Annotated in this window: 23 protein-coding genes; 9 read left to right on the top strand and 14 right to left on the bottom strand. The window is 66.6% G+C overall.

Going from position 1 to position 26,134, the window contains the following annotated elements:
• The first annotated feature begins 101 nt into the window (after nt 1-101).
• Both Q9246_RS18160 and Q9246_RS18155 read left to right on the top strand, forming a co-directional pair.
• Nucleotides 102-2,420, top strand: a complete 2,319-nt coding sequence (locus Q9246_RS18160; protein ID WP_306392100.1) for a family 1 glycosylhydrolase — start codon at nt 102-104, stop codon at nt 2,418-2,420.
• Nucleotides 2,421-2,529: 109 nt separating this feature from the next.
• Complete coding sequence (locus Q9246_RS18155) at nt 2,530-3,780, top strand: CaiB/BaiF CoA transferase family protein (RefSeq protein WP_306392098.1); 1,251 nt, start codon at nt 2,530-2,532, stop codon at nt 3,778-3,780.
• Between the two features lie 3 nt (nt 3,781-3,783).
• Here the strand turns inward: Q9246_RS18155 and Q9246_RS18150 are convergent, their stop codons facing one another.
• Nucleotides 3,784-4,107 carry a hypothetical protein gene (locus tag Q9246_RS18150; protein ID WP_306392096.1) on the bottom strand — a complete coding sequence of 108 codons (324 nt, stop codon included), beginning with the start codon at nt 4,105-4,107 and terminating at the stop codon, nt 3,784-3,786.
• Nucleotides 4,108-4,176: 69 nt separating this feature from the next.
• Nucleotides 4,177-5,145, bottom strand: a complete 969-nt coding sequence (locus Q9246_RS18145; RefSeq protein ID WP_306392094.1) for a LysR family transcriptional regulator — start codon at nt 5,143-5,145, stop codon at nt 4,177-4,179.
• A gap of 105 nt (nt 5,146-5,250) precedes the next feature.
• Here Q9246_RS18145 and Q9246_RS18140 point away from each other — a divergent pair, with 105 nt between their 5' ends.
• Nucleotides 5,251-6,450 carry an MFS transporter gene (locus Q9246_RS18140; protein WP_306392093.1) on the top strand — a complete coding sequence of 400 codons (1,200 nt, stop codon included), beginning with the start codon at nt 5,251-5,253 and terminating at the stop codon, nt 6,448-6,450.
• A 9-nt stretch (nt 6,451-6,459) separates the two neighbouring features.
• Here Q9246_RS18140 and Q9246_RS18135 read toward each other — a convergent pair whose 3' ends face one another.
• Nucleotides 6,460-7,878 carry an alpha/beta fold hydrolase gene (locus Q9246_RS18135; RefSeq protein WP_306392091.1) on the bottom strand — a complete coding sequence of 473 codons (1,419 nt, stop codon included), beginning with the start codon at nt 7,876-7,878 and terminating at the stop codon, nt 6,460-6,462.
• Nucleotides 7,879-8,101: 223 nt separating this feature from the next.
• Between Q9246_RS18135 and Q9246_RS18130 the strand changes: the two genes are divergently transcribed.
• Nucleotides 8,102-9,751 carry a DUF4394 domain-containing protein gene (locus tag Q9246_RS18130; RefSeq protein ID WP_306392089.1) on the top strand — a complete coding sequence of 550 codons (1,650 nt, stop codon included), beginning with the start codon at nt 8,102-8,104 and terminating at the stop codon, nt 9,749-9,751.
• 42 nt (nt 9,752-9,793) lie between these two features.
• Here the strand turns inward: Q9246_RS18130 and Q9246_RS18125 are convergent, their stop codons facing one another.
• From Q9246_RS18125 to Q9246_RS18110, 4 genes are all read right to left on the bottom strand, one after another.
• Complete coding sequence (locus tag Q9246_RS18125; protein WP_306392087.1) at nt 9,794-10,489, bottom strand: anti-sigma factor; 696 nt, start codon at nt 10,487-10,489, stop codon at nt 9,794-9,796.
• A complete protein-coding gene (locus Q9246_RS18120) occupies nt 10,486-11,052 on the bottom strand; it encodes a sigma-70 family RNA polymerase sigma factor (RefSeq protein ID WP_306392086.1) in 567 nt (188 codons plus the stop codon). Before Q9246_RS18120 ends, Q9246_RS18125 begins: the two co-directional genes overlap by 4 nt.
• Before the next feature lie 77 nt (nt 11,053-11,129).
• On the bottom strand, nt 11,130-12,842 hold the full coding sequence (locus Q9246_RS18115) for a response regulator (RefSeq protein ID WP_306392084.1): 1,713 nt from the start codon (nt 12,840-12,842) through the stop codon (nt 11,130-11,132).
• On the bottom strand, nt 12,832-14,319 hold the full coding sequence (locus tag Q9246_RS18110) for an ATPase domain-containing protein (protein WP_306392083.1): 1,488 nt from the start codon (nt 14,317-14,319) through the stop codon (nt 12,832-12,834). The genes Q9246_RS18115 and Q9246_RS18110 overlap by 11 nt, the downstream gene beginning before the upstream one ends.
• Nucleotides 14,320-14,859: 540 nt before the next feature.
• Here Q9246_RS18110 and infA point away from each other — a divergent pair.
• Nucleotides 14,860-15,129 (top strand): translation initiation factor IF-1, encoded by a 270-nt coding sequence (gene infA, locus Q9246_RS18105; RefSeq protein ID WP_005668826.1) that lies wholly within the window; start codon nt 14,860-14,862, stop codon nt 15,127-15,129.
• A 51-nt stretch (nt 15,130-15,180) separates the two neighbouring features.
• Here infA and Q9246_RS18100 read toward each other — a convergent pair whose 3' ends face one another.
• The 5 genes from Q9246_RS18100 to Q9246_RS18080 are packed head-to-tail and all read right to left on the bottom strand — an operon-like array spanning nt 15,181 to nt 18,914.
• Nucleotides 15,181-16,386, bottom strand: coding sequence for an MFS transporter (locus Q9246_RS18100; protein ID WP_306392078.1), 1,206 nt, complete (start codon nt 16,384-16,386; stop codon nt 15,181-15,183).
• Entirely contained in the window at nt 16,383-17,261 is an 879-nt protein-coding gene (locus Q9246_RS18095) for a hypothetical protein (RefSeq protein ID WP_306398218.1), read from the bottom strand. The genes Q9246_RS18100 and Q9246_RS18095 overlap by 4 nt, the downstream gene beginning before the upstream one ends.
• Before the next feature lie 17 nt (nt 17,262-17,278).
• Nucleotides 17,279-18,064: a hypothetical protein gene (locus Q9246_RS18090; RefSeq protein WP_306392077.1), complete on the bottom strand. Its 786-nt coding sequence runs from the start codon at nt 18,062-18,064 to the stop codon at nt 17,279-17,281.
• Nucleotides 18,054-18,563, bottom strand: a complete 510-nt coding sequence (locus tag Q9246_RS18085) for a hypothetical protein (protein WP_306392076.1) — start codon at nt 18,561-18,563, stop codon at nt 18,054-18,056. Before Q9246_RS18085 ends, Q9246_RS18090 begins: the two co-directional genes overlap by 11 nt.
• 57 nt (nt 18,564-18,620) lie before the next feature.
• Entirely contained in the window at nt 18,621-18,914 is a 294-nt protein-coding gene (locus tag Q9246_RS18080) for a DnaJ domain-containing protein (protein WP_306392075.1), read from the bottom strand.
• Between the two features lie 162 nt (nt 18,915-19,076).
• Between Q9246_RS18080 and Q9246_RS18075 the strand changes: the two genes are divergently transcribed.
• Complete coding sequence (locus tag Q9246_RS18075) at nt 19,077-20,831, top strand: glutamine--tRNA ligase/YqeY domain fusion protein (RefSeq protein WP_306392074.1); 1,755 nt, start codon at nt 19,077-19,079, stop codon at nt 20,829-20,831.
• Nucleotides 20,832-20,929: 98 nt separating this feature from the next.
• On the opposite strand, the gene Q9246_RS18070 is transcribed toward Q9246_RS18075, so the two are convergent.
• Nucleotides 20,930-21,298, bottom strand: coding sequence for a response regulator (locus Q9246_RS18070; protein ID WP_306392073.1), 369 nt, complete (start codon nt 21,296-21,298; stop codon nt 20,930-20,932).
• Between Q9246_RS18070 and Q9246_RS18065 the strand changes: the two genes are divergently transcribed.
• From Q9246_RS18065 to Q9246_RS18055, 3 genes are all read left to right on the top strand, one after another.
• Entirely contained in the window at nt 21,279-21,485 is a 207-nt protein-coding gene (locus Q9246_RS18065; protein WP_306392072.1) for a hypothetical protein, read from the top strand. The two genes, Q9246_RS18070 and Q9246_RS18065, sit on opposite strands and share 20 nt — an antisense overlap.
• A gap of 552 nt (nt 21,486-22,037) precedes the next feature.
• The gene (locus Q9246_RS18060; protein WP_306392071.1) at nt 22,038-23,888 is read left to right on the top strand and encodes a sensor histidine kinase; all 1,851 of its coding nucleotides are present in this window, start codon (nt 22,038-22,040) and stop codon (nt 23,886-23,888) included.
• A gap of 245 nt (nt 23,889-24,133) precedes the next feature.
• Nucleotides 24,134-25,660, top strand: coding sequence for a glycine-rich domain-containing protein (locus tag Q9246_RS18055; RefSeq protein ID WP_306392070.1), 1,527 nt, complete (start codon nt 24,134-24,136; stop codon nt 25,658-25,660).
• Between the two features lie 58 nt (nt 25,661-25,718).
• On the opposite strand, the gene Q9246_RS18050 is transcribed toward Q9246_RS18055, so the two are convergent.
• Nucleotides 25,719-25,991, bottom strand: a complete 273-nt coding sequence (locus tag Q9246_RS18050; protein ID WP_306392069.1) for a hypothetical protein — start codon at nt 25,989-25,991, stop codon at nt 25,719-25,721.
• Between the last annotated feature and the right edge of the window lie 143 nt (nt 25,992-26,134).

Raw genomic sequence — 26,134 nt, 5'->3', positions numbered from 1 at the left:
CACCATGTCCCGGCAAGCAGGGCTTCCCCACGCAGCGTGATTACCGGTCGCAATTGCTTGTCGAGATTTTGTTGCCATAAAATTAAGGAATAAGAACAATCATGAACAAGAGCACGAACAGCCCAGCACACCCCCTTGAATTGTGGGGCGGCCTCGAATGCACGGTCAACCGCGTGCAAGACACCTATTTCAGCCAGCTGGACCGCAACGGCCACCATGCCCGCGCCTGCGACATCGCGCGCTTTGCCGGGCTCGGCATCCGCGCCATCCGCTACCCCATCCTGTGGGAACGCACCGCCCCCGACGGCGTCGAACAGGCCGACTGGCGCTGGCCGGACGAGCGCCTGGCCGCCTTGCGCGAGGCTGGCGTCACCCCGATCGCCGGCCTGATCCACCACGGCAGCGGCCCGCGCCACACGAGCCTGGTCGATCCCGGCTTCGCACAAGAACTGGCCGACTATGCCGGCGCGGTCGCCGCGCGCTATCCGTGGCTCGAGTTCTATACCCCGGTCAACGAGATCTGCACCACGGCGCGCTTCGCCGGCCTGTATGGCGTCTGGTACCCGCATGGCCGCGACGACCGCACCTTCATCGACGCCCTGTTCAACCAGTGCCGCGCCACCGTGCTGGCGATGCGCGCCATCCGCGCCGTCAACCCGCACGCAAAACTGGTGCAGACCGACGACCTCGGCAAGACCTACAGCACGCCCGAACTGGGCCATGTGGCCGAGTTCTATAACGAGCGCCGCTGGCTGGGCTGGGACCTGCTGTGCGGCATGGTCGGCCCCGAGCACAAGCTGTGGAACTACCTGCTCAAGACCGGTGTCACGCAAGAGGACATCCTCTGGTTCCGCGACAACCCCTGCCCGCCCGACCTGATCGGCGTCAACTACTATGTGACCAGCGAGCGCTGGCTCGATCACCGCCCGGAGCGCTTCCCGCCCAACCACCGCGGCATGGCCGACGGCATCCCCTGCGCCGACATCGAGGCTTCGCGCGTGCTGGCCACGCCGACGCCGGGCATCGCCCCGCTGCTGTCCGAGATCTGGGAACGCTATGGCATCCCGCTGGCGATTACCGAAGCCCACATCGACGCCAACCGCGAAGACCAGATGCGCTGGCTGCTCGAGATCTGGGAAGCGGCCCAGCAGTCGCGCGACAACGGCGTCGACGTGCGCGCGGTCACGGTCTGGGCCCTGCTCGGCTCCTTCGACTGGAACAGCCTGGTAACGGTCGAGCGTGGCTACTACGAACCGGGCCCGCTGGACGTGCGTTCGCCCATGCCGCGCCCGACCGCGCTGGCGGCGATGATGCGCGAACTGTCGAGCGGCGCGCCGCTGTCGCACCCGGTACTGCGCGCGCAAGGCTGGTGGCGCCGGCCGGGCCGCTTCCTGTGCCAGCAGCCGGTCGCCACGCCGGCCGCCCTGACCTCGATCGCGGCCGACGGCCACCGCCTGGTGGGCACCGAGGCCGCGCCGATCCTGATCCTCGGCGCCACCGGCACCCTGGGCCGGGCCTTCGCCCGCATCTGTGACAAGCGCAACCTGGCCCATCACCTGCTGTCGCGCCAGGACATGGACATCGCCGACGCCGACTCGGTCGAGCGCGCGCTGGCGCAACACAAGCCCTGGGCGGTCGTGAATACCTGCGGCTATGTGCGGGTCGACGACGCCGAGCACGAGATGGAGCGCTGCCAGCGCGAGAACACGCATGGCGCCGCGATCCTGGCCGCGGCCTGCGCGCGCCACGGCATCCACCTGACCACCTTCTCGAGCGACCTGGTATTCGATGGCAGCAACGAGCGCCCCTACGTCGAATCGGATACGCCCAATCCGCTCAACGTCTATGGCCGCAGCAAGCTCGACGCCGAGCGCGCGGTACTGGCCAACCACCCGGGCGCGCTGGTGGTGCGCACCAGTGCCTTCTTCGGGCCGTGGGACCAGCACAACTTCGTGACCCACGCCCTCGATGCGCTGGAACGCGGCGACGCCTTCGTGGCCGCCAGCGACCTGACCATTTCGCCGACCTATGTGCCCGACCTGGTGCACGCCTGCCTGGATCTCGCGGTGGATCGCGAGGCCGGCATCTGGCACCTTGCCAACAAGGGCGAGCTGACCTGGGCCGGTCTGGCGCGCCGCGCGGCCGAACTGGTCGGGGTCGATGCGTCGACGCTGGAAGCGAAACCGGCGACCGAATTCGGCTTCACGGCGGCGCGGCCGGCGTATTCATCGCTGCACAGCGAGCGCGGTGCGCTGCTGCCGACGCTGGACGATGCGCTGCGCCGGTATGTCGAATTGCGCAATGCGGAGAAGGCCGAGCGCTGCGCGCTCGAACTGGAGGCCGAAGGCCGAAGGCAGGTGGCGGGGGGCGATAGTCAGGCGGAGGCAGACACGATCGCTGCCGTGCAGTCCGGGACCTGACCTACCATCGACCGAGGCACCGCAGTGTTTCGGTCGGCCATTGCTGGCAGCGCTTTGCTTGTGGAAAGCTATAATTCTCGTTCCAGCTAGCCCACAAGAAGAACGAGACATGACCCCATCATCACCTTCCTCCGCGCTGCCGAAAGCCCTCGGCCACATCCGCGTGCTCGACCTGTCGCGCGTGCTGGCCGGCCCGTGGTGCTCGCAGAACCTGGCCGACCTCGGCGCCGACGTGATCAAGATCGAGCGTCCCGGCGCCGGCGACGACACCCGCGCCTGGGGCCCGCCGTATGCGAAGGATGCGCAGGGTAACGACACGCTGGAAGCTGCCTATTACCTGTCGGCCAACCGCGGCAAGCGCTCGGTCACGGTCGATATTGCCAGCGCCGAGGGCCAGGCCCTGCTGCGCGATCTGGTGCTGCATTGCGACGTGGTGCTCGAGAACTTCAAGGTCGGCCACCTCAAGCGCTACGGCCTCGACTACGAATCGCTGAAAGCCATCAAGCCCGACCTGGTCTACTGCTCGATCACCGGCTTCGGCCAGGACGGCCCCTATGCCCATCGCGCCGGCTATGATTTCCTGATCCAGGGCATGGGCGGCCTGATGTCGGTCACCGGCGAGCGCGACGACCTGCCCGGCGGCGGCCCGCAAAAGGCCGGCGTGGCGCTGACCGACCTCATGACCGGCATGTATGCGACGGTGGCCGTGCTGGCCGCCCTCACCTATCGCGACCGCACGGGCGAAGGCCAGCACATCGACATGGCCCTGCTCGACACGCAGGTGGCGATGCTGGCCAATGTCGGCAGCAATTACCTCAACAGCGGCAAGCCGCCCAGGCGCTGGGGCAATGCGCACGCCAATATCGTGCCCTACCAGACCTTCGCCTGCCTCGATGGCCACCTGATCGTCGCCACCGGCAACGACGGCCAGTACCAGAAGTTCGTCGAGGCCGGCGGGCGGCCCGAACTGGGCAGCGACCCGCGCTTCGCCACCAATCCGCTGCGCGTGCAGAACCGCGAGCTGCTGGTGCCGCTGCTGGCCGAGATGGTCAAGCTCAAGAAACGCGATGAATGGATCGCCCTGCTGGAAGAAAAAGGCGTGCCCTGCGGCCCGATCAACGACGTCGGCGAAGTGTTCGCCAACGAGCAGGTGCAGGCGCGCGCGATGGCGATCGACTTGCCGCATCCGAGTGCGGGCCAGGTGAAACTGGTGCGCAATCCGATCCGGATGTCGGCCACGCCGGCGACGAGCGGGATGGCCCCGCCCCTGCTGGGCCAGCACACGCATGAGGTGTTGCGCGACGTGCTGGGCAGGAGCGAGGAAGAGATCGCGGCCTTGCGCGACCAGGGAGTGGTGTGACGATCAGTGCAGCTGGTGCTTCAGGTTCGACAGCTCGTCGTGCACGCGCACGATGACCGACTGGACTTGCGGTGACGGACGGGTCGAGGTGCAGACCCGCTTGGCCTCGTCGCCCATGGCTTCCAGGTCGTCGATGGCCTGGATCATGCGCGACTGGTCGTTCGATTGCATGACGCTTTGCGCCTGCCCGGCCTGCTCGGCGATCTTGTGGATGCAGTCGCGGATCTCGCCCGGCACGCTCTGGTCGCTCTGGCACACCTGCTCGGCCTGGTTCACGACCTGCTGGACGCTTTTAAAACGTTGCTGGATTTCTGCTGTTTGCAGCATGATGACCTCCTCAAAAAGGCGTGGAAAAATCCACTGGAGGCTTCCAGCTTAGGACGGAATCGTTATTTATCAAGCATCGATTTCGCCCGTTCCGCGGGACAATGGCGGTGCGTTCCAGCCGGCATTCAGGCTGTCCCATTCCAGCGCCGTGCACAAGGTCTCGACCAGTTCGCGCACGCGCGGCACGTCTTCCTTCGCCTTCGGCCACACCACGTGGATCGGCAGGCCCGCGGTCGCATGGCGCGGCAGGATCTGCACCAGGCTGCCATCGCGCAGCTGGCGCCCGACCAGCCAGGTCGACATCTGCGCCACGCCCAGGCCCGCCAGGACCAGCCCGGCCTGCGCTTCGGCATCGCCCGCCACGATCCGTTCGTCGGCGCCGCGCCGCTCGACCAGGGCGCTGCCATGCCGCAGCAGCCAGGCGCTGACCGTGCCGTCGGCCTTGCCGTACATGATCGCCGCATGCCGGTCCAGGTCCTCGAGCGAGGCCGGCACGCCGTGCGCCTCCAGGTAGCCGGGCGCCGCGCAGAATACTTTCTGGTCCTGGCCCACGAAACGGTGGCCCAGCAGCGGCGACCAGGCTTCCGGACTGCCGATGCGCACCGTGACGTCGATTCCCTCGCCGATGACGTCGACATAGCGGTCGGTGAACGAGACCACCGGTTTGATGCGCGGATAGCGCTGCAAAAAGGCGGCCAGCACCGGCAGCACCATCACCCGGCCATAGGTCGCCGGCAAGTCGATGCGCAGGCGCCCGGCAATCAAGGCGCCTTCGGCGTGCAGCGCCAGCTCGGCCTCCTCGAGTTCGCCCAGCACCCGGGTGCAGGCGTCCAGGAAACGGGTGCCGGCGTCGGTCAGGCACAACCGACGCGTGGTGCGCTCGAACAGGCGCGTGCCCAGGCGCGCCTCGAGGCGGGCAATGGCCTTGCCGACGGCCGAGCCGGTCAGGTTGAGGCGCCCGGCCGCGCGCACGAAGCTGCCCGACTGGGCCACGGCCACGAACACATCGACACCCTTCAGGCGTTCGCTATTCTGCATCGTCGATTCCGGAATTGAATTCCGCTAAGTATAGGAATAAATACCTGAGATAGGAAATCCCATTTCCAATACCATGGCGCCCCTGATCAATCCGTCATCTGCTCTATGTCTACACCAACCTGTTCCACCGCGGCAGCGACGCCGGCGGCATCGCCTTCCGCCTCGCTGTCGATCTTCATCCTGGCGCTGGCCGGCTTTTTGGTCGTTACTACCGAATTCCTGATCGTCGGCCTGCTGCCGGCACTGTCGCGCGACCTCCGCATCTCCATCTCGCTGGCCGGCCAGCTGGTCACGCTGTTCGCGTTCACCGTCATGCTGTTCGGCCCGCCGCTGACGGCCTGGCTGTCGCACCTCGACCGCAAGGCGCTGTTCATCGGCGTGCTAGTCGTGTTCGCGCTGTCGAATGCCCTGGCGGCGGTCGCCTCGAATATCTGGGTCCTGGCGCTGGCGCGCTTCATTCCGGCGCTGGCCCTGCCCGTGTTCTGGGGTACGGCCAGCGAGACCGCCGGCGAACTGGCCGGGCCCGGCAAGGCCGGCCAGGCGGTGGCCAAGGTCTACCTCGGCATCTCGGCGGCCCTGCTGTTCGGCATCCCGCTGGGCACGCTTGCCGCCAACAGCATCGGCTGGCGCAGCGCGTTCTGGATCCTGGCCATCCTGTCGCTGGCGATCGCGTTCGCCTTGTGGCGCCTGATGCCGGCCGTGGCGCGCGCCAAGCGCGTGGATTTCCGCTCGCAGGCGCGGCTGTTCCGCGAGCCGTATTTCCTGGCCAACGTCGCCCTGTCGATTCTGGTGTTCACCGCCATGTTCACCGCCTACACCTACCTGGCCGACATCCTCGAGCGCATCGCCGGCGTGGCGCCGGTCGATGTCGGCTGGTGGCTGATGGGCTTCGGCGCGATCGGCCTGGTCGGCAACTGGCTCGGTGGCAAGGTCGTCGACCGCGCGCCCCTCAAGGCCACCGCGCTCTTCGCCGGCCTGCTGGCGCTGGGCATGGCGTTGTGCGTGCCGGCGGCCGGCAGCCCATTGCTGTTCTGCGCGGTGCTGGCGCTGTGGGGCATCGCCTATACCGGCCTGTTCCCGATCTGCCAGGTGCGGGTGATGAAGTCGGCCACCCATTCGCAGGCGCTGGCCGGCACCGCCAACGTGTCGGCCGCGAATGCGGGGATCGGGATCGGCGCCATGCTGGGCGGGGCCGTGATCCCGTGGCTTGGCCTGGACATGGTCGGCTATGTCGCGGCCGGGTTCGCAGTGCTGGCGGTGGTGCTGGCGCCGCTGGTGGCGCGCCTGCGCAGCGCCACCGCGTGATTAGTGGCCTTAGTGGCTGTAAGTGATCACGACACAGCGCGTCTTGACCTCGTCACCCAGCACGAACTGCATCACCTCGTCCGTCGTGCACTTGTCGTCGGCCCACAGCACGAAATGGCCGCCGAGCTCGTTGGTAAACAGCTGTACCGGCCCGGCCTTGCGCAGCGCCTCGATGTGGCGCACGGCGGAGCCGTAATGGGTCTTGGCGTCGCGGTCGCCATGCAGGACCAGCGTCGGCGGCAGGCGAGCCGGCAGGCGCGCGAACCATTCATCGCGTTCATACAGGGGAATCGGCTTGCCGACCAGGTGGCCCGGTATGCTGCTCGCGAACAGCAGCCCCGCCTCTTCCTGCTTCACCTCTTCCATCGTGCGCCGTGGCTGCAGATCGTTCTCGGAACCGCTGATCAGGATCACCAGCGGCATCGACGGCGGCCGTTGCGGGAAGCTTCCCATGCTCTCGTATTCGCGCTGGAAGTCGGCCAGCGTCGCCTTCAATTGCGCATCCTGGCCGGCATCGAGCTCCTTGATGATGTCGGGAATCCTGGCTGCCAGCTTGGGAAAATCGAACAGGCTGCCAAAGAAACGCTTCAGGTTCTTGCCGGGCACATTCGCCAGCAGCGCTGGCTCGGCCTCGGCGCGCGCCAGCAGCCGCCGGTAGAGCGGCTCGATCGGTTCGCCGATGCGATGGCCGCAGCGGCCGCGGTCGCAGCCTGCCAGGAGTTTGCGCCCGACCTCGTCGGCGACCAGCGAGTGCCGGCTCAGGTCGGCGCTGGCGTCGTCCTGCAACGGCACCAGCGAATCCAGCACCACCCCATCCACCTTTGCCCCCATCGCCATCGTGCGCAGCACCAGCTGGGTGCCGTAGGAAACGCCGTACACAAAAGTCTTGCCCTGGTGCGGGGTCCGCTCCAGCAGCAGCTTCAGGTCGTGGGCGGCATTCGTTTGCGAGAACTGGCGGGTGTAGGCCGGATGCGCGTTCAGGTGCGCAAAACAGCTGCCCCACTCGGCCCCGTCGAGCGCCGTGCCGCCGGGCGAATCGGGCGCTTCCTCGACCGGGCACATGCGGGTCGAGAAGCCGGTGCCGCGGTGGTCCGGCATGACCAGGTCGAAGCCGGGGAAGGCGCGGCGCAGGATCGGCAGCATGCCGTAGAACGCGGCGCCCGATTCGCCGGGACCGCCGGCGACCAGCCACACCTGGCCGCGCGATGTGCCTTGCGTGGGGAATTGGCGGACGAACAGGGACATCGGCCTGGCCGGCGCCCCTGACAAACCGGATGGATCGCCCGGCACTTCCTCGCGCGCGCACAGGCTGCCGGCCAGTGCCGGATCGCTCGCCGCGTCGGCGCAGGGTGTGAAGCCCGTCGCTTGCGCCAGGCCTGCGCCCAGGAACAAGGCGGCAGCAATGATGGTCCGGTTCAGCATGTGCATGGTCGTCTCGGCAATGAAAACGACCAGCCTATGTCTTGCGTAAACAATTGTCCAGCAGACATTTATGCTGCATACATGCATATCTCAGCTTTTTGAAAATATTTTTTCGCAAGCTGCATCCATTCCCGCATCTGGCGAGTAGTACAAGCGCCAACATTGCAGCCAGCCCGGCCGCGATGCGCCCTAATGAATTCAAACAAGCAATTCTTACTGAGGACACATCATGACCCAAGCCCCCTTCGCCAAACTGATCCTGGTTTCTTCGATCGCCCTCGCCCTGGCCGCCTGCGGCAGCAGCAACGACGACCACGATACCGTGACGCCGCCGACCACCCCACCGCCGCCGGCCGTGACCGTCGGCGACGTGGTCGCCCTGACCGCCAGCAACCGCCTGGTCTCGTTTGACCGCGCAACGCCCGGCACCATCCGCAGCAATGTGCTGGTGACCGGCCTGCAGAGCGGCGAAAACCTGCTGGGCATCGATGTGCGCCCGGCCGACGGCATGCTGTATGGCGTCGGTTCGACCGGCCGCCTGTACACGCTGGATGCCGCCACCGGCGCCGCCACCAATAAATCGCGCCTGGCGGCCGATGCGGCCGACACCACGCAGCCGTTCACCGCCCTGGCCGGGACCAGCTTCGGCGTCGACTTCAACCCGATGGCCGACCGCCTGCGCATCGTGAGCAATACCGGCCAGAGCCTGCGCATCAATGTCGACACCGGCGCCACCACCACCGACGGCAGCATCAACGGCGGCGCGGCGAATACGGCGATCTCGGCCTCGGCCTATACCAATTCGTTCGCCGGCACCGGTTCCACCACGCTATACGGTATCGACGGCGCCAACTCGACGCTGTACACGCAGAACCCGCCCAACGACGGCACGCTGGCCATGCCGGTCCCGCTCGGCATCACCATCGGCGCCGCCAACGGCTTCGACATCGATGCGCGCACCAATATGGGCTACATGATTGCCACGGTCGGCGGCGCGCGCAACCTGTACGGCGTGAACCTGGCCGCGACCAGCGCCCCGACCACCCTGATCGGCGCCGTCGGCGTGACCGAAGACATCCGCGGCATCGCGCTGCGCGGCGCGGCGGCGCCGGTGGTGCTGGGGCTGTCTGACGATAACCGCCTGCTGGGCTTCAAGGTGACGTCGCCGAACACGATCGACACCAATGTTGCGATCAGCGGCCTGGCCGGCGGCGAGACGCTGGTCGGGATCGACGTGCGTCCCAAGGACGGCATGCTGTACGGTCTCACGTCGACCGCGCGCCTGGTCACGATCGACCCGGCCACTGGCGCCGCGACCGTCAAGGCCACGCTCAGCGCCGATGCGGCCGACACCACCGCGCCCTACACCGGCATGCAGGGCACGGCGTTCGCGGTCGACTTCAACCCGGTGGCCGACCGCCTGCGCGTGATCGGCAATACCGGCCAGAGCCTGCGCATCAATATCGATACGGGCGCCACCACCACCGACGGCAATATCAACCGCGCCGGCGTGGCGCCGATCGTGACGGCCGCGGCCTACACCAACAGCATCCCGAACGCGACGGCAACCCAGTTGTTCGACGTCGACAGCGCGAGTTCGGTGCTGGCGCTGCAGAATCCGCCGAACGACGGCACGCTGGTCAACGTCGGCCCGCTGGGCGTGACGGTGGCGGGCGATGGCGGCATGGATATCGGTGGCGGGGAAAATGGCCTGGTGCTGGCGGCGCTGCGCACCACGGCCGGCGGTCCGAGTTCGCTGTACCGGGTGAACTTGACGACCGGTGCGGGCACCCCGGTGAACGGCGCGGCGACGCCCGCCACCTCGGTGATCGGCAGTGGCACGCCAGGCGTGCGCGACATCGCGATCTGGCTGCGCTGATGGAGGATGGGTGGCGGCATGCGGGCCGCCACCCAGCCTTTGTTATATGCTGACCGCGCGCCCGATGTAGAGAATCGGGCCGGTCGGACGGCCGATCGGCGAGCCGGCGGCTGGTTCCAGCGTGATCTCGAACAGCTGGTTCGGCACCACCTTCGGCAGGTTGGCGAGCTTGACCTCGACCGATTCGCCTGGCTTGACCAACCCGAGCGACACCGGGCCTTCCCAGTCGTCGGCCTTGGTCCACAACTGCAATGCGCGATCGGCCGGCACCGCGGTATTGACCAGCGGTTTCAGGCGCAAGGTGTCGTCGCCGACCAGTTCCAGCACCCAGCCCGGCCCCGCGGTCTGCGGCGCGGCCAGCACCACCATATAGCGCGCCTGTTCCACTTCGTACAGGTTGACGCCGACCATCACGGCCATGATCGCGGCAGCGGCGAAGCCGCCGGCAGCCAGTCCTCGCCACAGGCCGAGACGCTCCCACCAGCTGGTCCGGACCGCGGCAGCAGGCGCGGCAGCCGGTCCCAGGCTGCGCTCAATGCGCGACCACAGGGTGGCCGGCGCCGGCACCGGCTCGACCAGCGCGGTCAACGGCAGCAGGCGTTCTTCCCAATAGGCGACGGCGGCGCGCAAGGTGGCATCCTTCGGCAGCATGGCATCGACCTCGTGCCGCCGTTCTGTCGACAGGGTGCCCAGCACATATTCGCCGGCCAGTTCGTACGGATCGCGATGTGGATTCATACCATGCACTCCCGCAGTGCGCTCATCCCGCGCTTGATCCAGGCCTTGACCGTGCCCAGCGGCGACTTGAGGCGCTCGGCGATCTCGCTGTGCGAGAAGCCGTCGATATAGGCGTGCAGGATGCTGTTGCGCTTGGCGACGTCGAGCCGGCTAAGGCAGTCGTGCAGGCGCCCCATGTCCTGGCGCAGCTCGAAGGCGTCCTGCATGCCCGGATCGAAGGACTCGCTGCCGAGCGCATCGAGCGCTTCCTCGTCGACACCCACTTCGCGCCCGCCATCGCGCACCGCATCCAGCGCCGCGTGGCGCACCACGGTGTACATCCAGCCGCGGCCCGAACCGCGGGTGGCGTCGAAGCTGGCGGCGCGGGTCCAGATGCTGACGAAGGCATCGTGCAGGACGTCCTCGGCCGCCTGGCGCTCGCGCACGATGCGCAGGGCCACGCCCAGCAGGCGCGGGCTTTCCTGGTCGTACAGGCGGCGCAGGGCCTGGCGGTCGCCGCGCGCGCAGGCGGCGAGATGCGCTTCATAGTCGAAATGGTCGGTTGCAGTCGTCACGGGCGCCATCTGAAAGTGGGTGGACCGGGCTGGATGCTCCCGATGAGTCGGGAATTATAGTTTAGTCAATGAAACAGGCTTGCACGCTAGCGCGCCTCTTGTCGCTGGCGCTCGAGCGCCTGGCCGACGCTCACCGCCAGCTCGGCCAGCTGGAAGGGTTTGCGCAGTACCACGCCGTCGCCGATCACCTGCTCGATCGCCTTCATGTCGGCATAGCCGGTGGCGATGATCATCGGCAGGCCGGGGAACATCGCGCGCGTGCGCTGCATCAGTTCGGCGCCGGTCATGCCCGGCATCAGGTAGTCGGTGATCAGGAGGTCGGGCCGCTCGGCGTGCAGCGCGCGCAGGCCGGCCTCGCCGTCGGAAGCCTGGCGCACCGTGTGGCCGAGCGCCTCGAGCGACGACACCATCGAGGCGCGCACGAAATCGTCGTCCTCGACGATCAGGATGCGCGCCGGGTCGATGGTGGCCGGCATGCGCGCCGGCGGCGCCGGTTCGGTGGCATCCTGCCCGGTCGCTGCCCGCAGCCAGATCTCGACCGTGGTGCCCACCCCCGGTTCGCTGAGGATGCGCGCGCCGCCGCCCGACTGCTGCGCCATGCCGTACACCTGGCTCAGGCCCAGGCCGGTGCCGCCCACACCCTTGGTGGTGAAAAAGGGTTCGAACACCTTGGCTACCAGTTCCGGCGCCATGCCGGCGCCGCTGTCGGTCACGGAGATGCGCACATAATCGCCGGCCGCCAGGAAGCCCGGCGGCGGCGCATCGCACCTGGCGACGAAGGTCAGGTCACCGCCATCGGGCATGGCATCGCGCGCGTTGATGGCGAGGTTCAGCAGCGCCATCTCCATCTGGTTGGCGTCGGCCAGCACCGGCGGACAGGCCTGGTCGACCTCGAAGCGCAGACCGATGCGCGAGCCGAGCGAGGTGGCGACCAGTTCACGCACGCCGTCGAACAGGTCGCCGATGCCGGTTTCACGCAGGTCCAGGCTCTGGTTGCGGGCAAAGGCCAGCAGCTGGCGCGTCAGCTTGCCGCCGCGCTGGCAGGCCTTGCGCGCGATCTCGGCGCGGCCCTTGGCCACCTCGTCCTTCGACATCAGGAGGATCAGGTCCATGCTCCCCTGGACCACGTTGAGCAGGTTGTTGAAGTCGTGGGCAATGCCGCCGGTCAGGCGCCCCACCGCTTCCATCTTCTGGTATTGCGCCATCGCCTGCTGCACCCGCTCGCGCTCGATGACCTCGTTCATCAGGCGGTCGTTGGCCTGGGCCAGCGCGCGGGTGCGCTCGTCGATGCGCGATTCGAGCGTCTCGTTGAGCGCCACCAGTTGCTGGCGGCTCTCGCGCAGGCTTTCGGCAGTGCGTTCGCGGTCGGCCAGCACGTCGCGCGCCTGGTACTGGCGGCGCCGCGCGCGCAGCGCCGAGACCGCGGCGCTGCGCAGGGTCTCGGCATTGAGCGGACGCTCGAGCAGGATCACGTTGCCATAGCCACCCAGCCGTTCGCGCGGCGCACCCTGCTGCAGGCCGATGACCTTGGTCAGCAGCACGATGAACGGAAAGTCGGACCACGGCGCCTGCTGGTCGAGCCACAGGCGCAAGGGACCGCTGTCGATCCCGTGCAACGCTTCCTCGGCCACGATCGCCGCGCCCGCGCCCTGCGCGATGGCGGCGCAGAGGGCCCTGAAATCATGGACGATCGCGCACGCCAGGCCGTCGCGCTGCAGTACCGAACACATGACGCCCGCATCGCGCCCATGGGGCGCGAACACGATCAGCCGTTCGTCATGGGCGTGGTCAGTCGGCATTCCCCGCCTGTTCCATCATCGGCGTCAGGCCGCGGTAGGCAGGGATTCCGGCCAGTACGCCTTCGAAGCCCACCAGCGGATCGCCGACCCGGATGCCGCCATCGTCCAGCTGCAGTTCGTGGATGGACAGGGCGTTGCGGGTAGTGCGGCTCTTGATGACGCTGAGCGCGCGCCGCACGTTACCGTTTGCCTCGAAGAAGCGCATCAGCACCGTGGTGTCGCTGAGGTAGCTCAGGTCGATATCGGTGCGGGCCTCGGACATCAGGCCATGCTGCCCCAGGATCATCATCGTGGTCACGCCCTGCTGGTTCAGGAACGACAGCATCTCGTGCATCTGCAGGATCAGGTACTGCTCACCCGGCATCGCCTGCAGATAGGCATTCAGGCTGTCGATCACGATGAAGCGAGAGTTGCGCGCGCCGACCGCATCGCGCAGCTTCTGCGCGAATTCGCCCGGCGACAGTTCGGCCGGATCGATGTGGTGGATGCGCAGCCGCTCGTCCTCGACATAGGGTTGCAGGTCGAGCCCGAGTTGCCGGCTGCGGGTAAAGAACGTCCCCAGCCCCTCGTCGAACAGGTAGTAGTCGGCCAGCTCGCCACGCTCGAGCGCGGCCAGCATGCAGCGGGTCGACAGCGTCGTCTTGCCGATGCCGGATGGACCGACCACCAGCGTATTGGTGCCGCGCACCAGGCCGCCACCCAGCAGGGCGTCGAACTCGGCATTGCCACTGGAACTGATACTGGCCTTGAAATCGCGGATGTGCTCGGCGGCGACCAGGCGCGGATACATCGTGATGCCGCCGGTGTCGAGCGTGTAATCGTGGTAGCCGCCGCGGAAACGTACCCCGCGCATCTTGACGATATTGACCCTGCGCCGTTCCTGGCCGTACTCCCTGGCGATCTGCTCGAGGCTGATGACGCCGTGGGCGATGCTGTGCAGGTGCTGGTCGGATTGGCTCGTTTTATCATCCAGCAACAGGACAGTACATTCCCGTGCCGAGAAAAATTGTTTGAGCGCAAGGATCTGGCGCCGGTAGCGCAGCGGATTCTGGGCCAGCAGGCGCATCTCAGACAGGCTGTCGAACACCACCCGCACCGGGCGCAGCGTGTCGACCTGGTTCATGACATTGCGCGTGGTTTCGCCCAGCTCGATTTCGGACGGGTGGAACACCGACTGCTGCGCGTCAGGGTCGAGCTCGCCGTCGCTGGCAAGCTCGAAGATCGACAGCGCGTTCAGGTCCCAGCCGTGGCTGTGACCGACCGCGATCAGCTCGTCGGTGGTTTCGGACAGGGTGATGTAGAGTCCCCGCTCCCCCCTGGCGCGGCCCTCGAGCAGGAATTGCAGTCCGAGCGTGGTCTTGCCTGCGCCCGGCGAACCCTCGACCAGGTACAGGCGTTGCGGCGTCAGGCCGCCGCCAAGAATGTCGTCGAGGCCGGGAATACCGGTTGAAATTCGGTCCGAGTTATACGTAGTCATGGAACACTGCCTGGAAAATCGGCCGTTTCATGAAAGTCCGCGCTTGACGTGGAGCATGACGACCGGATTGGAACGCCGCGCCGCGCGCAACGGAATATTGCGCTGATTATATCGTCATTGAGCTTAAGCATGAGCGAGCATGCGTCAACCGTGCTACACTATCGCTTATTCAGCATCTGTCATTCCTTTGCGCCTAACGGCGCTATCGACTAGCGCCACGAAGATTGCCCCTGGAAATTCACGACCCTGCCCCCATATCGTGTCCATGCGGACGACACTGCGCAATTGGCGGGGCCCACGGCCCGGCGCCATACAGTTGCCACGGATCGCACGACACCGAACGAAGTATCTTGTTGTACCAGAAGACATCGCAATGAAGCCTGCCGTGCGTGCGGGCTTCTTCGCTCCCGGCAAGGCGCCTGCACTGCGCCATGTCCACCCGATACCGCTCGCTTGCGCGAGCCGCTTCAACGGCCCGCCCGTGCGCTATCGCGCCAGGCCGGCCAGATAATCTCGTATTCACACTAACAGGAGCCCATCATGGCAAAAGAAGAACTCATCGAAATGAATGGCGTCGTCGCTGAAGTGCTGCCCGACTCGCGTTACCGCGTCGATTGCGAAAACGGCCACAAGCTGATCGCCTACACGTCCGGCAAGATGCGCAAGAACCACATCCGCATCATCGCCGGCGACCAGGTCAGCCTGGAACTGTCGCCCTACGACCTGAGCAAGGGCCGGATCACCTTCCGCCACCTCGGCAAGACCGGCAGCGGCCCGCGCCCGCCAGTCAATCGCGCGGCACGCCGCTGATCGACCGAAACGCCACGCCCCCCCAGCGTGGCGTTTTCATTTCTGCCGCTGCTATTTGAGCGGCACCGGCGCCAGCCTGCGTAGCCGCAGCGCGATCAGCAACCCGATGCCCAGGATCGCCCCCAGCAGCGCCACCACCCCATTCCAGTCCCAATGCTCGTACACATGGCCGGTGAACCACCCCACCACGCTCGAGCCGAGATAATAAAAGAACAGGTAGATGCCCGAGGCCAGCGCCTGCGGCGCCTGCGCGCGCCGTCCGACCCAGCTGCTGGCCACCGAATGGGCGGCGAAGAAGCCGAAGGTGGCCAGGCCCACGCCCAGCACCACGGCGACGATGGCGTCGACCAGGGTCACCAGCAGCCCCGCGATCATGAGGCCCATCACCAGCCACAGAACATTGCGGCGGCCCAGGCGGTCGGCCAGCTTGCCGGCCCACATCGAGCTGAAGATGCCCAGCAGGTAGAGCAGCGACAGCAACCCGACCGCGCTCTGGCGCAGCCCGAATGGCGGGGCCAGCAGGCGGTAGCCGATGTAGTTATACAGGCTCACGAAAGCGCCCATCAGCAGGAAGGGCAGCGCGAACAGCCACGGCAGGCCGGGGTCGCGCAGGTGGATGCGCAGGCCATCGACGAAGCCGGGCCCGCGCGCGGGCGGCGCGCCGCCATGGCGCGACGGCGGCAGGCTGCGCGAAAATTCCCAGGCCGCATACAGCCCGGCGGCGCCCAGCAGCCCTACCGCGACCCGCCATGATGCGAAGTCGCTGATGAAGGCCGCGATCACCCGCCCGCTCATGCCGCCGAAGGCGCTGCCGCTGATGTACATGCCCATCGACAGGCCGAGCGAGGTCGGCTCGATCTCGTCGCTCAAATACGCCATGGCCACCGCCGGCAAGCCGCCCAGCATCAGGCCCATCAGGCCGCGCACGGCGACCAGCTGGGTATAGTTGGCGGCCAGGGCGCAGGCCAGGGTCAGCACGGCGCCACTGATCATCGAGGCCACCATCACCGTCTTGCGGCCGAAGCGCTCGGCCACGCTCGATGAACCCAGCAGCGCCAGCGCCAGCGTGGCGGTGGACACCGACAGCACCAGGCTGCTCTGGGCCGGCGACAGGGCAAAATCGTGGCCGAGCAGCGGCATCAAAGGCTGCACGCAGTACAGCAGGGCGAAGATGGAAAAGCCGCCGAACGCCATTGCGCGGTTGATGCGCCGGAACGCCGGACTGCCGGCGGCGATGCGCGCGCCGGCGGGATTCACGGGTATTCCGGGTCCAGTTCGGAACCGGCGTAGTTTTCCAGCTCGGCCATCAGCTGGGCGATGGTCGCCGGCGTCTGGATTTGCTCGAGCACCGTGCAGTGCTTGCGGTAGATGTCGATGCGCTCGGCGACGACGGCCTGGTGGGCCGGCGGAATACGCGCCATGAACTCGGCCCAGCCCTGCTCGACATCGGGCTTGTGCTTGCGCATCGCCTTGACGAAGCGCTCGAACTCGCGCTGGCCGGTGCGCGCGGTGATGCGCGCGCCGCCTTCGGCCGCGAAGATGATGGCCATCGCGATCACGCCTTCGGCATTCAGGTCGGGATCCTTGACCGCGCCTTCATAGTGGTTCTTGCGCAGCCACTCGGCGGCCTTGACGATCGCCTGGACCTGCTGGCGCTGCTGGACCTGGCCCAGGAAGCGCTCGTAGCCCGACCACGATTCGCCCGGGTCGGCGGTGCAGATGTCGACGAACAGCTCCTTCAGGCGGCGCTGGGCGTACACCGGATCGTTGTCGTACTCGCTCACCAGGCTGTCCTCGGGCAGCGCGGCCAGCTCGCGGATCATGCGGAAACCCGCCTGGAACGCGTGTTCGGCGCCCTCGCCGACCAGGATGTCGAGCGCGTCGAGGTCGCCCTCGTCCTCGCTCTGGATCAGGTATTCCAGGCCCAGCGAAACACAGCCGACGGTGAGCAGCAGCGCGCGTCCAACGCCTTCGGCGGTGCGGTCGTTGGTGAACTTCTCGGCCACCATGGCGGTGATCCCGGACAGCTCGTCGGCCAGGATCGCGGCTTCGTCCGGCGTGGCTTCGCCCGGCAGCAGCTTGATCGCGCGGACCAGGCGCGGCGGTTGTTCGATGACGATGGCCGGCAGCATGTTCGAGGCGCCTCCGCTCACGAGAAGATGTCCGTGCCCATGCTGCGGCGCGGGCTGCGGGCTTGCCGGGTGCGCACCGATGGCACCTGCTTGCGCAGGCGCAGCAGCAGGTCGCGGGTCGAGCGCTGCATGAATTCGGACTCTTCGTCCGGATCGTCGGGCAGCTCGATCTCGGCCATCTCGGCGCTGTGGCGGAATTCCGGAAACAGCTCGAGCAGCGAACGCTCCCAGCCATCCTCGCTGGCCTTGGCCAGGTCGACCGCCAGCGGCACGATGTCGCTGTCGGCGCTGGTCTGGCCGCTCACGTAGCGGCCTTTCGACAGGATCTCGCCCGCCACTTCGAGGATCTCTTTCGGCGCCAGCGACCACAGGATGGCGAACACGGTGGCGCCGTGGTCGGTGCTCGATGCGGCTTCGAGCAGCTCGTTGCGCCGGTCTTCGTCGTCCTGGGCATACACCACGCCATGCACGTGGTTGAACAGGTTCTCGGCGATGCGCTCCGGGTCGTCCTCGATCAGGTTGTCGGGCCAGGTGGCGGCGATGAAGGCCAGGCTGTCGGCCCAGGCCTTGGGCGGCACCAGCATGGTCGCCAGCGACGTCTTGGCGCCGTCGAAGCCCGACAGGTGCAGCGCAGTGACCTGCGGCGGCAGCTCGGTCAGCACCTGCGCCACGGCGTAGTCGCCATGCTCGTCGGCCGCCTTCGAGAACACCTCTTCGGCGTGCTCCAGCGAGCCGGCCAGCACCAGTTCGCCGACCTGGCTCACCAGGGCCGGCAGGTTCGATTTGATGGTCTCATCGCTCATCGCGGTCTCCTTCGTCGAACAGGCCGGTGAAGTCGTCGGTGGCTTCGCCATTGTCGTCGACATCGTCGCCGTCGTCGTCGCGGCCGAGCTGCTCGAGCGACTGGTCGTCATCGACCCAGCGGCCCTGGTTCTTGAACAGGAAGGCGGTAATGATGGCCTGGCGCGCCAGTTCGGGGTGGTTGGCGGTCATGCCCGCGTACATCGCCTTGCCATCGTCGCCGCTGCATTCGGCCATCGCGAACACGCGCGCGGGGTCGCCGTCGGCATAGTCGGCCGCCTCGCGCATCAGGCCTTTGGGGTCCAGGAAGCGGATCTTGTCGACCAGGGCGAAGGCCATCATGTTGACGTCGTCGATGCCGCCGCCATCGGCGTATTCGGCCACCAGCGCATTGACCATCATGTCGTAGTTCTTGCGGTTGGGCGGGTCGCCCAGGGTTCCCTCGATCTGCCCTTCCAGCTCACGCGACTGGAACGAGAATTCGGGATGTACGTGTTTCATGGTTGTCCTGTAATGTGTCTTGGGTCCGCCCGGCGGAAGCCGCCCGGCGGGCGCCGCTCAGTGGGCCGGGAGATTCACGCCGTTCAGCGCGAACAGCGAGCGCCACAGCTCGTAGGCCTCGGCCTCGGCGTCCAGCACGATGCGGTGGTTCACGCTCTGGTTGTATTCCTCGCGTTTGGCGCGGTCGGACAGGATCTCGTAGGCCTTGGTGACGGCCTTGAAGCGCGCCTCGGCGCCGGGCGCCTGGTTGCGGTCCGGGTGGTAGCGCATGGCCAGCGAACGGTAGACTTTCTTGATTTCGTCGTCGCTGGCGTTCGGCGCGACACCGAGAATCGCATATAAATTTTCCAACAGAAACTCTCCCGGCTGCGGCCTGAAACGGTAAAACCGAGATTATCCTATAGAAAACGCTTGACGTGGCGCGGGGGCCTGCATCCCGCTCCCCATGCGGCAACCTAAGCCGGCGCCGGGTACGGTAAAATGCTCGCCAACTTACCCTTCTAGAACTATTTCATGAGCAACGACAAGAATACCCCGGCGTCGGGCAATGCACCGTCGTCGAATTTCGTCCGTGCGATCGTCGAATCCGACCTGGCCGCCGGCACCCATAAACGGGATGGCCTGCCGTCGGTCATCACCCGCTTCCCGCCGGAGCCGAACGGCTACCTGCACATCGGCCACGCCAAGTCGATCTGCCTGAACTTCGGCCTGGCGCGCGATTACGCCGGCCTGTGCCACCTGCGTTTCGACGATACCAACCCGGAGAAGGAAGACCAGGAATACGTCGACACGATCATGGACAGCGTCCAGTGGCTCGGCTTCTCGTGGCAGCGCGAAGGCCAGGACCACCTGTACTATGCCAGCGACTATTTCGAGCAGTTGTACAGGATGGCCGAATACCTGATCGAGAAAGGCCATGCCTACGTCGACAGCCAGAGCGCCGAAGACATGGCCAGGAACCGCGGCAACTTCGGCACGCCGGGCACCAATTCGCCGTTCCGCGACCGTCCGGCCGCCGAATCGCTGCAGCTGTTCCGCGACATGCGGGCCGGCAAGTACAAGGACGGCGAGCACATCCTGCGCGCCAAGATGAGCGAGGACGCGATGGCGTCGCCGGTCATGACCAACCGCGACCCGGCCCTGTACCGCATCCGCCATGCGCACCACCACCGCACGGGCGACGCCTGGTGCATCTACCCGATGTACGACTACACGCACCCGATCTCGGATGCGATCGAGAACATCACCCACTCGCTGTGCACGCTGGAATTCCAGGACCATCGCCCGTTCTACGACTGGCTGGTGGAGACCCTGGCCGAAGGCGGCTTCTTCCAGAAACCGGTGCCGCGCCAGTACGAGTTCGCACGGCTGAACCTGACCTATGTGGTCACCTCCAAGCGCAAGCTGCGCGCACTGGTCGACGACGGCACCGTGACCGGCTGGGACGACCCGCGCATGCCGACCATCGTCGGCCTGCGCCGCCGCGGCTATACGCCGGAATCGATCCAGCTGTTCTGCGAGCGCATCGGCGTGTCGAAGGCCGACGGCTGGATCGACATGAGCACCCTGGAAGGCGCGCTGCGCGACGACCTGGATCCGAAGGCGCCGCGCGCCATCGCCGTGCTGCGTCCGTTGAAGCTGATCGTGGATAACTTCCCCGAAGGCGAGTCGGTGGAATGCTCGTCGCCGGTCCACCCGCACCATCCGGAACTGGGCAAGCGCACCTTCCCGTTCACGCGCGAACTGTGGATCGAGCAGGAAGACTTCATGGAAACCCCGACCAAGGGTTACTTCCGATTCACCCCGCCCGTGGGCGACCAGCCGGGCAGCCGCGTGCGCCTGAAGTATGGCTATGTGGTCGAGTGCACCGGCTACGACAAGGATGCCGACGGCAAGGTCACCGCGGTGCACGTGAAGTACTTCGAGGATTCGAAGTCGGGCACGCCGGGCGCCGACAACTACAAGGTCAAGGGCAATATCACCTGGGTCAGCGCAGCCAGCGCGCTGGAAGCCGAAGTGCGTTTGTACGACCGCCTGTTCCTCGATCCACAGCCGGACGCGGGCGGCAAGGACTTCAAGTCGGTGCTCAATCCGAATGCGCTCGAGACCATTACCGCGTACCTGGAACCGGGGCTGAAGGATGCGGTGGGCGACCAGCGTTTCCAGTTCGAACGTCATGGTTATTTCGTGGCGGATCGCGTGGATACGCTGCCGGGCAAGCCGGTGTTCAATCGCGTGACCACGCTGAAGGATAGCTGGGGCAAGTAAGGCGCACGCGGCCAATCGCGAATCAAAGCATCCCGCGCGGCGCCTGCCGTAGCGGGATGTCTGTTTTCAGGCGGGATGACGTCGCGGCGGCGCGTGCCTCAACAAAATCCGTGCCTGCCGAGCGCGTCCTTCAAGCCCATCTTGAACTCCGCATAGTCCATCGATTTGACCACATACTCGACAGCGCCAAGTGTGCGCGCGCGATCCCGATCCTCCTGCAGATCCGAACTCGACACCACGATGACGGGTATCGCGGCCAGAACAGGCTTCAATCGCAAGGCCGACAAGACTTCGAAACCGTCGACCCGCGGCATCTTCAGGTCGAGAACGATCACGTCGAATGCCTGGGCGCCGGCTTGACCGAGCCCCTCGAATCCGTCGAACGCCGCGACGATGTCGTGTTCCACCTTGCAATCCACCAGGGCTTGCCGTGTCAGGAACACGTCCATGATCTGGTCGTCGATCAACAGTACTTTCTTGGCCATACGGAATTATAGCCACCTCGCAGGCGTGCGCGAACTGATTCGCTCGAATGATGGCAAGGAACAGAAGTTCTTCGCCACCGGTAACCCGGCCTGCATCGCCAAGGATACGACCTTGATCTGCACCGACCAGATCATAGGGCGGAACTCTATGCGGGGTTTCGGTGTCTGAAACTACGTATGCAGGTAAGACACAGCGCGATTGAATTGTTCGTCCATTCCGCGAAAACCAAGCGGAAGAACGAGAGTGTACGAATGCGTTCGTCAAATCGGCTTCTTGCCAACTTATATGTGGAAAACGGCTCGCAACCAGCGTCCTCGCGACGCATGCTGCGTTACCCGTGGCGAGTCTGGTGGCAACGCCAGGCACTGCCACCGGCGTTTTGCAGGTGGTAGGCGGGAAAGTAACGCCTGTCAGGTACGAACAGGGTCAACAGGACGGTTCGGGGCAGGAAGAAAATGCTGAGCATATTTGTTCACGTTTTTGAAAGCAGCAAGGCACCGAGCGCCTGATGACCAGGATGGCCTTATTCTGCTTCATGCCGAACAAGTCCGCTTCAACTAAGCGATTGCCGCGGCGCCATTCCCCTCAGAATCGGCGCCGCTGTTTTGACTCTTTTTTACAAAACCTAGCAAACCTGCTAGCTCCGGTCTCTGCCAGTATTGCTTTAGCGTATTGACATTGGACGCGCCTGGTGCGACGTCGCGTTTTAGAGACCACCGTATGCCCCCAGACCGCCACCCCGGGATGTTCGCGCCGGCCACCCTCATCGCGGGCGTGCTGCTGTCCCTGACCCTTGGCGCGGGCGGCTATTTCACCACCGCCGAAGCGATCGAGAGCGATGCCCACGCGCGTTTTCGCAGCATGGCGCGCGCCTCGCAGTACACGATCGACGCCCGCATCAAGAGCTATAGCGACGTGCTGCGCGGCGCGGCCGGCCTGTTCCGCGCCGCGCCGGACACCTCGGCCGACCAGTTCCGCCAGTACGTGCAGCAACTGGACATCAAGCGCAACTTCCCGGGCATCGAAGTCATCAACTATGCGCGCGCCGTCCACGCCCCCGGCCTGCCGGCGCTGAACGACGAAATCAGGGGCCGCCTGGCGCGGCGCGGCGTGCACCACTACGAACCGCTGCTGGCCCAGCCCGACCGCCATACCTATACGGTGCTGGTCTATATCGAGCCCCTGCTGCCGCATTCGCTTACCAAGCTGGGCATGGACCTGGAAGCGCGCGGCACCACCCGGCGCGTGCTGGCCAATGCCCGCGATACCGGCCTGCCCAGCGCCTCGGGCACCCGCATCGAACTGTTTTCGGGCCCCAACCAGAGCGGCCTGGCCTTGCGCCTGCCGGTGTACCGCAGCGACTTGCCGACCGACTCGGTCGAGGGGCGGCGCCTGGCCTATATCGGCTCGGTCGGCATCGGCTTCGGCGTCGCGCGCTTGGTGGGCGGGGTGCTCGACGAGTTCCCGATCCGGGGCGCGCGCCTGGTCCTGACCGAGCTGACCGCGGTGCCGCCCGAACCGGGCGAGGCGCCGCCGCGCGCGATCCTGTACGACAGCCTGGCCAGCCTCGACCGCCCCAACCCGCCGGCGCCGCCGGACGACAGCAGCGTGTTCGCCGCCAGCCTGCCGATCGAGTTCAACCAGCGCATGTGGCGCGCCGACTTCAGCATCCCCAAGTCGGCGCTGTACACCCGCTTCGACATGTATTACCCGTGGCTGGCCGCGTTTGCCGCCGGCATCAGCACCGCCCTGCTGTACGCCCTGTTCCAGACCCTGGCCTCGTCGCGCCGCAATGCCCTGCGCATGGCCGAGGAAATGACGCGCGAGCTGCGCGCCAGCCAGGCCAAGCTGCAGGCCAGCCACGAAAAGCTGCGCCTGCTGGCGGCGCACGCCGAGCAGATCAAGGAAGGCGAACGCAAGCGGATCGCGCGCGAGATCCACGACGACCTGGCGCAGAACCTGCTGGCGCTGAAGATCGAAGCCGAGTTTTTGGCCAACCGCACCCGCGGCGGCCACCGGCGGCTGCACGCGCGCGCCGACGCCACCGTGCGCCAGATCGACGTCACCATCCGCAGCGTGCGCCAGATCATCAACGACCTGCGGCCGAATGTGCTCGACCTGGGACTGTCGGCGGCGGTCGACTGGCAGGTGGCCGATTTCGCGCGCCGCACCGGCATCGAGTGCGAACTGGTCGACGACGACGGCGAGCACCGCATCGACGACGGTTGCGCCACCGCCTTCTTCCGCATCCTGCAGGAGTCGCTCAACAACGTGGCGCGCCATGCGCGCGCGACCAGGGTCAGGATCGCGCTGCAGCAGCAGGCCGACATGCTGACCATGACGATCCGCGACAACGGCGTCGGCATGCAGCCGGGCAGCCGCAACCGCCACGGCTCGTTCGGCCTGGTCGGGATCGAGGAGCGGGTCGGCATCCTGGGCGGCTCGTTCTCGATCAGCAGCGGCCTGGACGCCGGCACCACGGTGGTGGTGTCGATCCCGGTCACGCCCATGTTCGGCAGCGGAGACCTGGCGTATCCGGGGGCGCTCGGCAAGGTGCCGGTGGCCGCCTGATGGATGCCGGCTGTACTTACGCCGGCTTGCAACAGATACCTTTTTTTGCGGTCCAGGTTTGAGCAAGCTCAACAGTTGCGCTGACGATCCGCATGACAATTTCTATCACTGTCAGGGCGCAATACCAACCTGGCAGAAGCAGTATTGACAAACAGAAGGCGATGAAACCACCAGCACGACCGGCATGACCGGCCATTCCAAACAGGGATAACGCAGCACCATTACTACTCAACGAGGTGAATACAATGTCGACCAATACCGAATTCTCAGTGTTCGAGGCTCTCGACCTGGCGCCCATCAAAATGAAGCTGATGCATGTGGAGTCGGGCGAAGGCTGGTCCGAACGCCGCGCCAACGCCGTGGAAGCCGAGTACCGCCGCTTCCTGTTCCTGATGAAGAAGTACCCGGACGACGGCGCTTCGCCGACCGTGGATGTCGACACCTTCTGGCACTATCACATCCTCGACACCATGAAGTACGCACGCGACTGCGAAGCCACCTTCGGCTTCTTCCTGCACCACTACCCCTACGTCGGCATGGGCGCCGGCGCCGACGACGGAGAACGCACCCGCGCCGGCGAGCGCATGCGCGAGATCTACGAGGCCGAATTCGGCGTCGTCGTCAAGGGCGACGCCGCCTGGTGCGCAGCGCCGGGCAAGCAGGCAGCCGATGCCGCCTGGTGCGCAGCGCCAGGCAAGCAGGCCGCCCAGGCCACCGACACAGCGTGGTGCGCCGCCCCGGGCAAGCAGGCCGCCCAAGCCGCCGACACCGCATGGTGCGCCGCCCCGGGCAAGCAGGCCGCCCAAGCCGCCGACACCGCATGGTGCGCAGCCCCGGGCAAGCAGGCCGCCCAAGCCGCCGACACCGCATGGTGCGCAGCCCCGGGCAAGCAGGCCGCCCAAGCCGCCGACACCGCATGGTGCGCAGCCCCGGGCAAGCAGGCCGCCCAAGCCGCCGACACCGCATGGTGCGCAGCCCCGGGCAAGCAGGCCGCCCAAGCCGCCGACACCGCATGGTGCGCAGCCCCGGGCAAGCAGGCCGCCCAAGCCGCCGACACCGCATGGTGCGCAGCCCCGGGCAAGCAGGCCGCCCAAGCCGCCGACACCGCATGGTGCGCAGCCCCGGGCAAGCAGGCCGCCCAAGCCGCCGACACCGCATGGTGCGCAGCCCCGGGCAAGCAGGCCGCCCAAGCCGCCGACACCGCATGGTGCGCAGCCCCGGGCAAGCAGGCCGCCCAAGCCGCCGACACCGCATGGTGCGCAGCCCCGGGCAAGCAGGCCGCCCAAGCCGCCGACACCGCATGGTGCGCAGCCCCGGGCAAGCAGGCCGCCCAAGCCGCCGACACCGCATGGTGCGCAGCCCCGGGCAAGCAGGCCGCCCAAGCCGCCGACACCGCATGGTGCGCAGCCCCGGGCAAGCAGGCCGCCCAAGCCGCCGACACCGCATGGTGCGCAGCCCCGGGCAAGCAGGCCGCCCAAGCCGCCGACACCGCATGGTGCGCAGCCCCGGGCAAGCAGGCCGCCCAAGCCGCCGACACCGCATGGTGCGCAGCCCCGGGCAAGCAGGCCGCCCAAGCCGCCGACACCGCATGGTGCGCAGCCCCGGGCAAGCAGGCCGCCCAAGCCGCCGACACCGCATGGTGCGCAGCCCCGGGCAAGCAGGCCGCCCAAGCCGGTGATACCGCATGGTGCGCAGCCCCGGGCAAGCAGGCCGCCCAGGCCGGTGACACCGCATGGTGCGCAGCGCCGGGCAAGGTCGCGCAAGCCGCCTGATCCACCTGCCCGACCCGACAGCCGGCACGGCGGCCCTGGCCGCATGCCGGCTGTCGGCTTATTTGGCGCCGTCGTGCGCCACTTCGCTGCCCTTCCGGATCATCAGCGCGCGCAGTTCGCCGATGCTAAAGTCGCTCTCCTCGTGCATCCGGATCAGCAGCGTGGCGCCGATCGGCAGGGTGCTGTGGCGGATCTTGCTGATGACGGGCGGCGCGACCTCCAGCAGCCGCGACAGGGCGGCATCGTTCTTCAGGCGCAGGCGGGAAATGATGGCGTCGAGGACCCGGTTGGGGTCGTACTCCGCGCCGGGTGGAAGGCGGCGAATCGGCATGGCTCTTTCAGTATTTTTATTAATTCAGATATTTCAACGCGAGGCCGCGAGAAATTAGCAGAAAGAGGCAAACCATCGGCATTTATTCGGCGATTTTCGCGAGACGCGAAATTATACAGATAGTCGAAAAATAATGCTTACCA

Origin of the sequence: Telluria beijingensis (genome assembly GCF_030770395.1) — a bacterium.
In the GTDB taxonomy this organism is placed as follows: Bacteria; Pseudomonadota; Gammaproteobacteria; order Burkholderiales; family Burkholderiaceae_D; genus Telluria; species Telluria beijingensis.
This window is presented reverse-complemented; position numbering and strand designations above follow the sequence as displayed.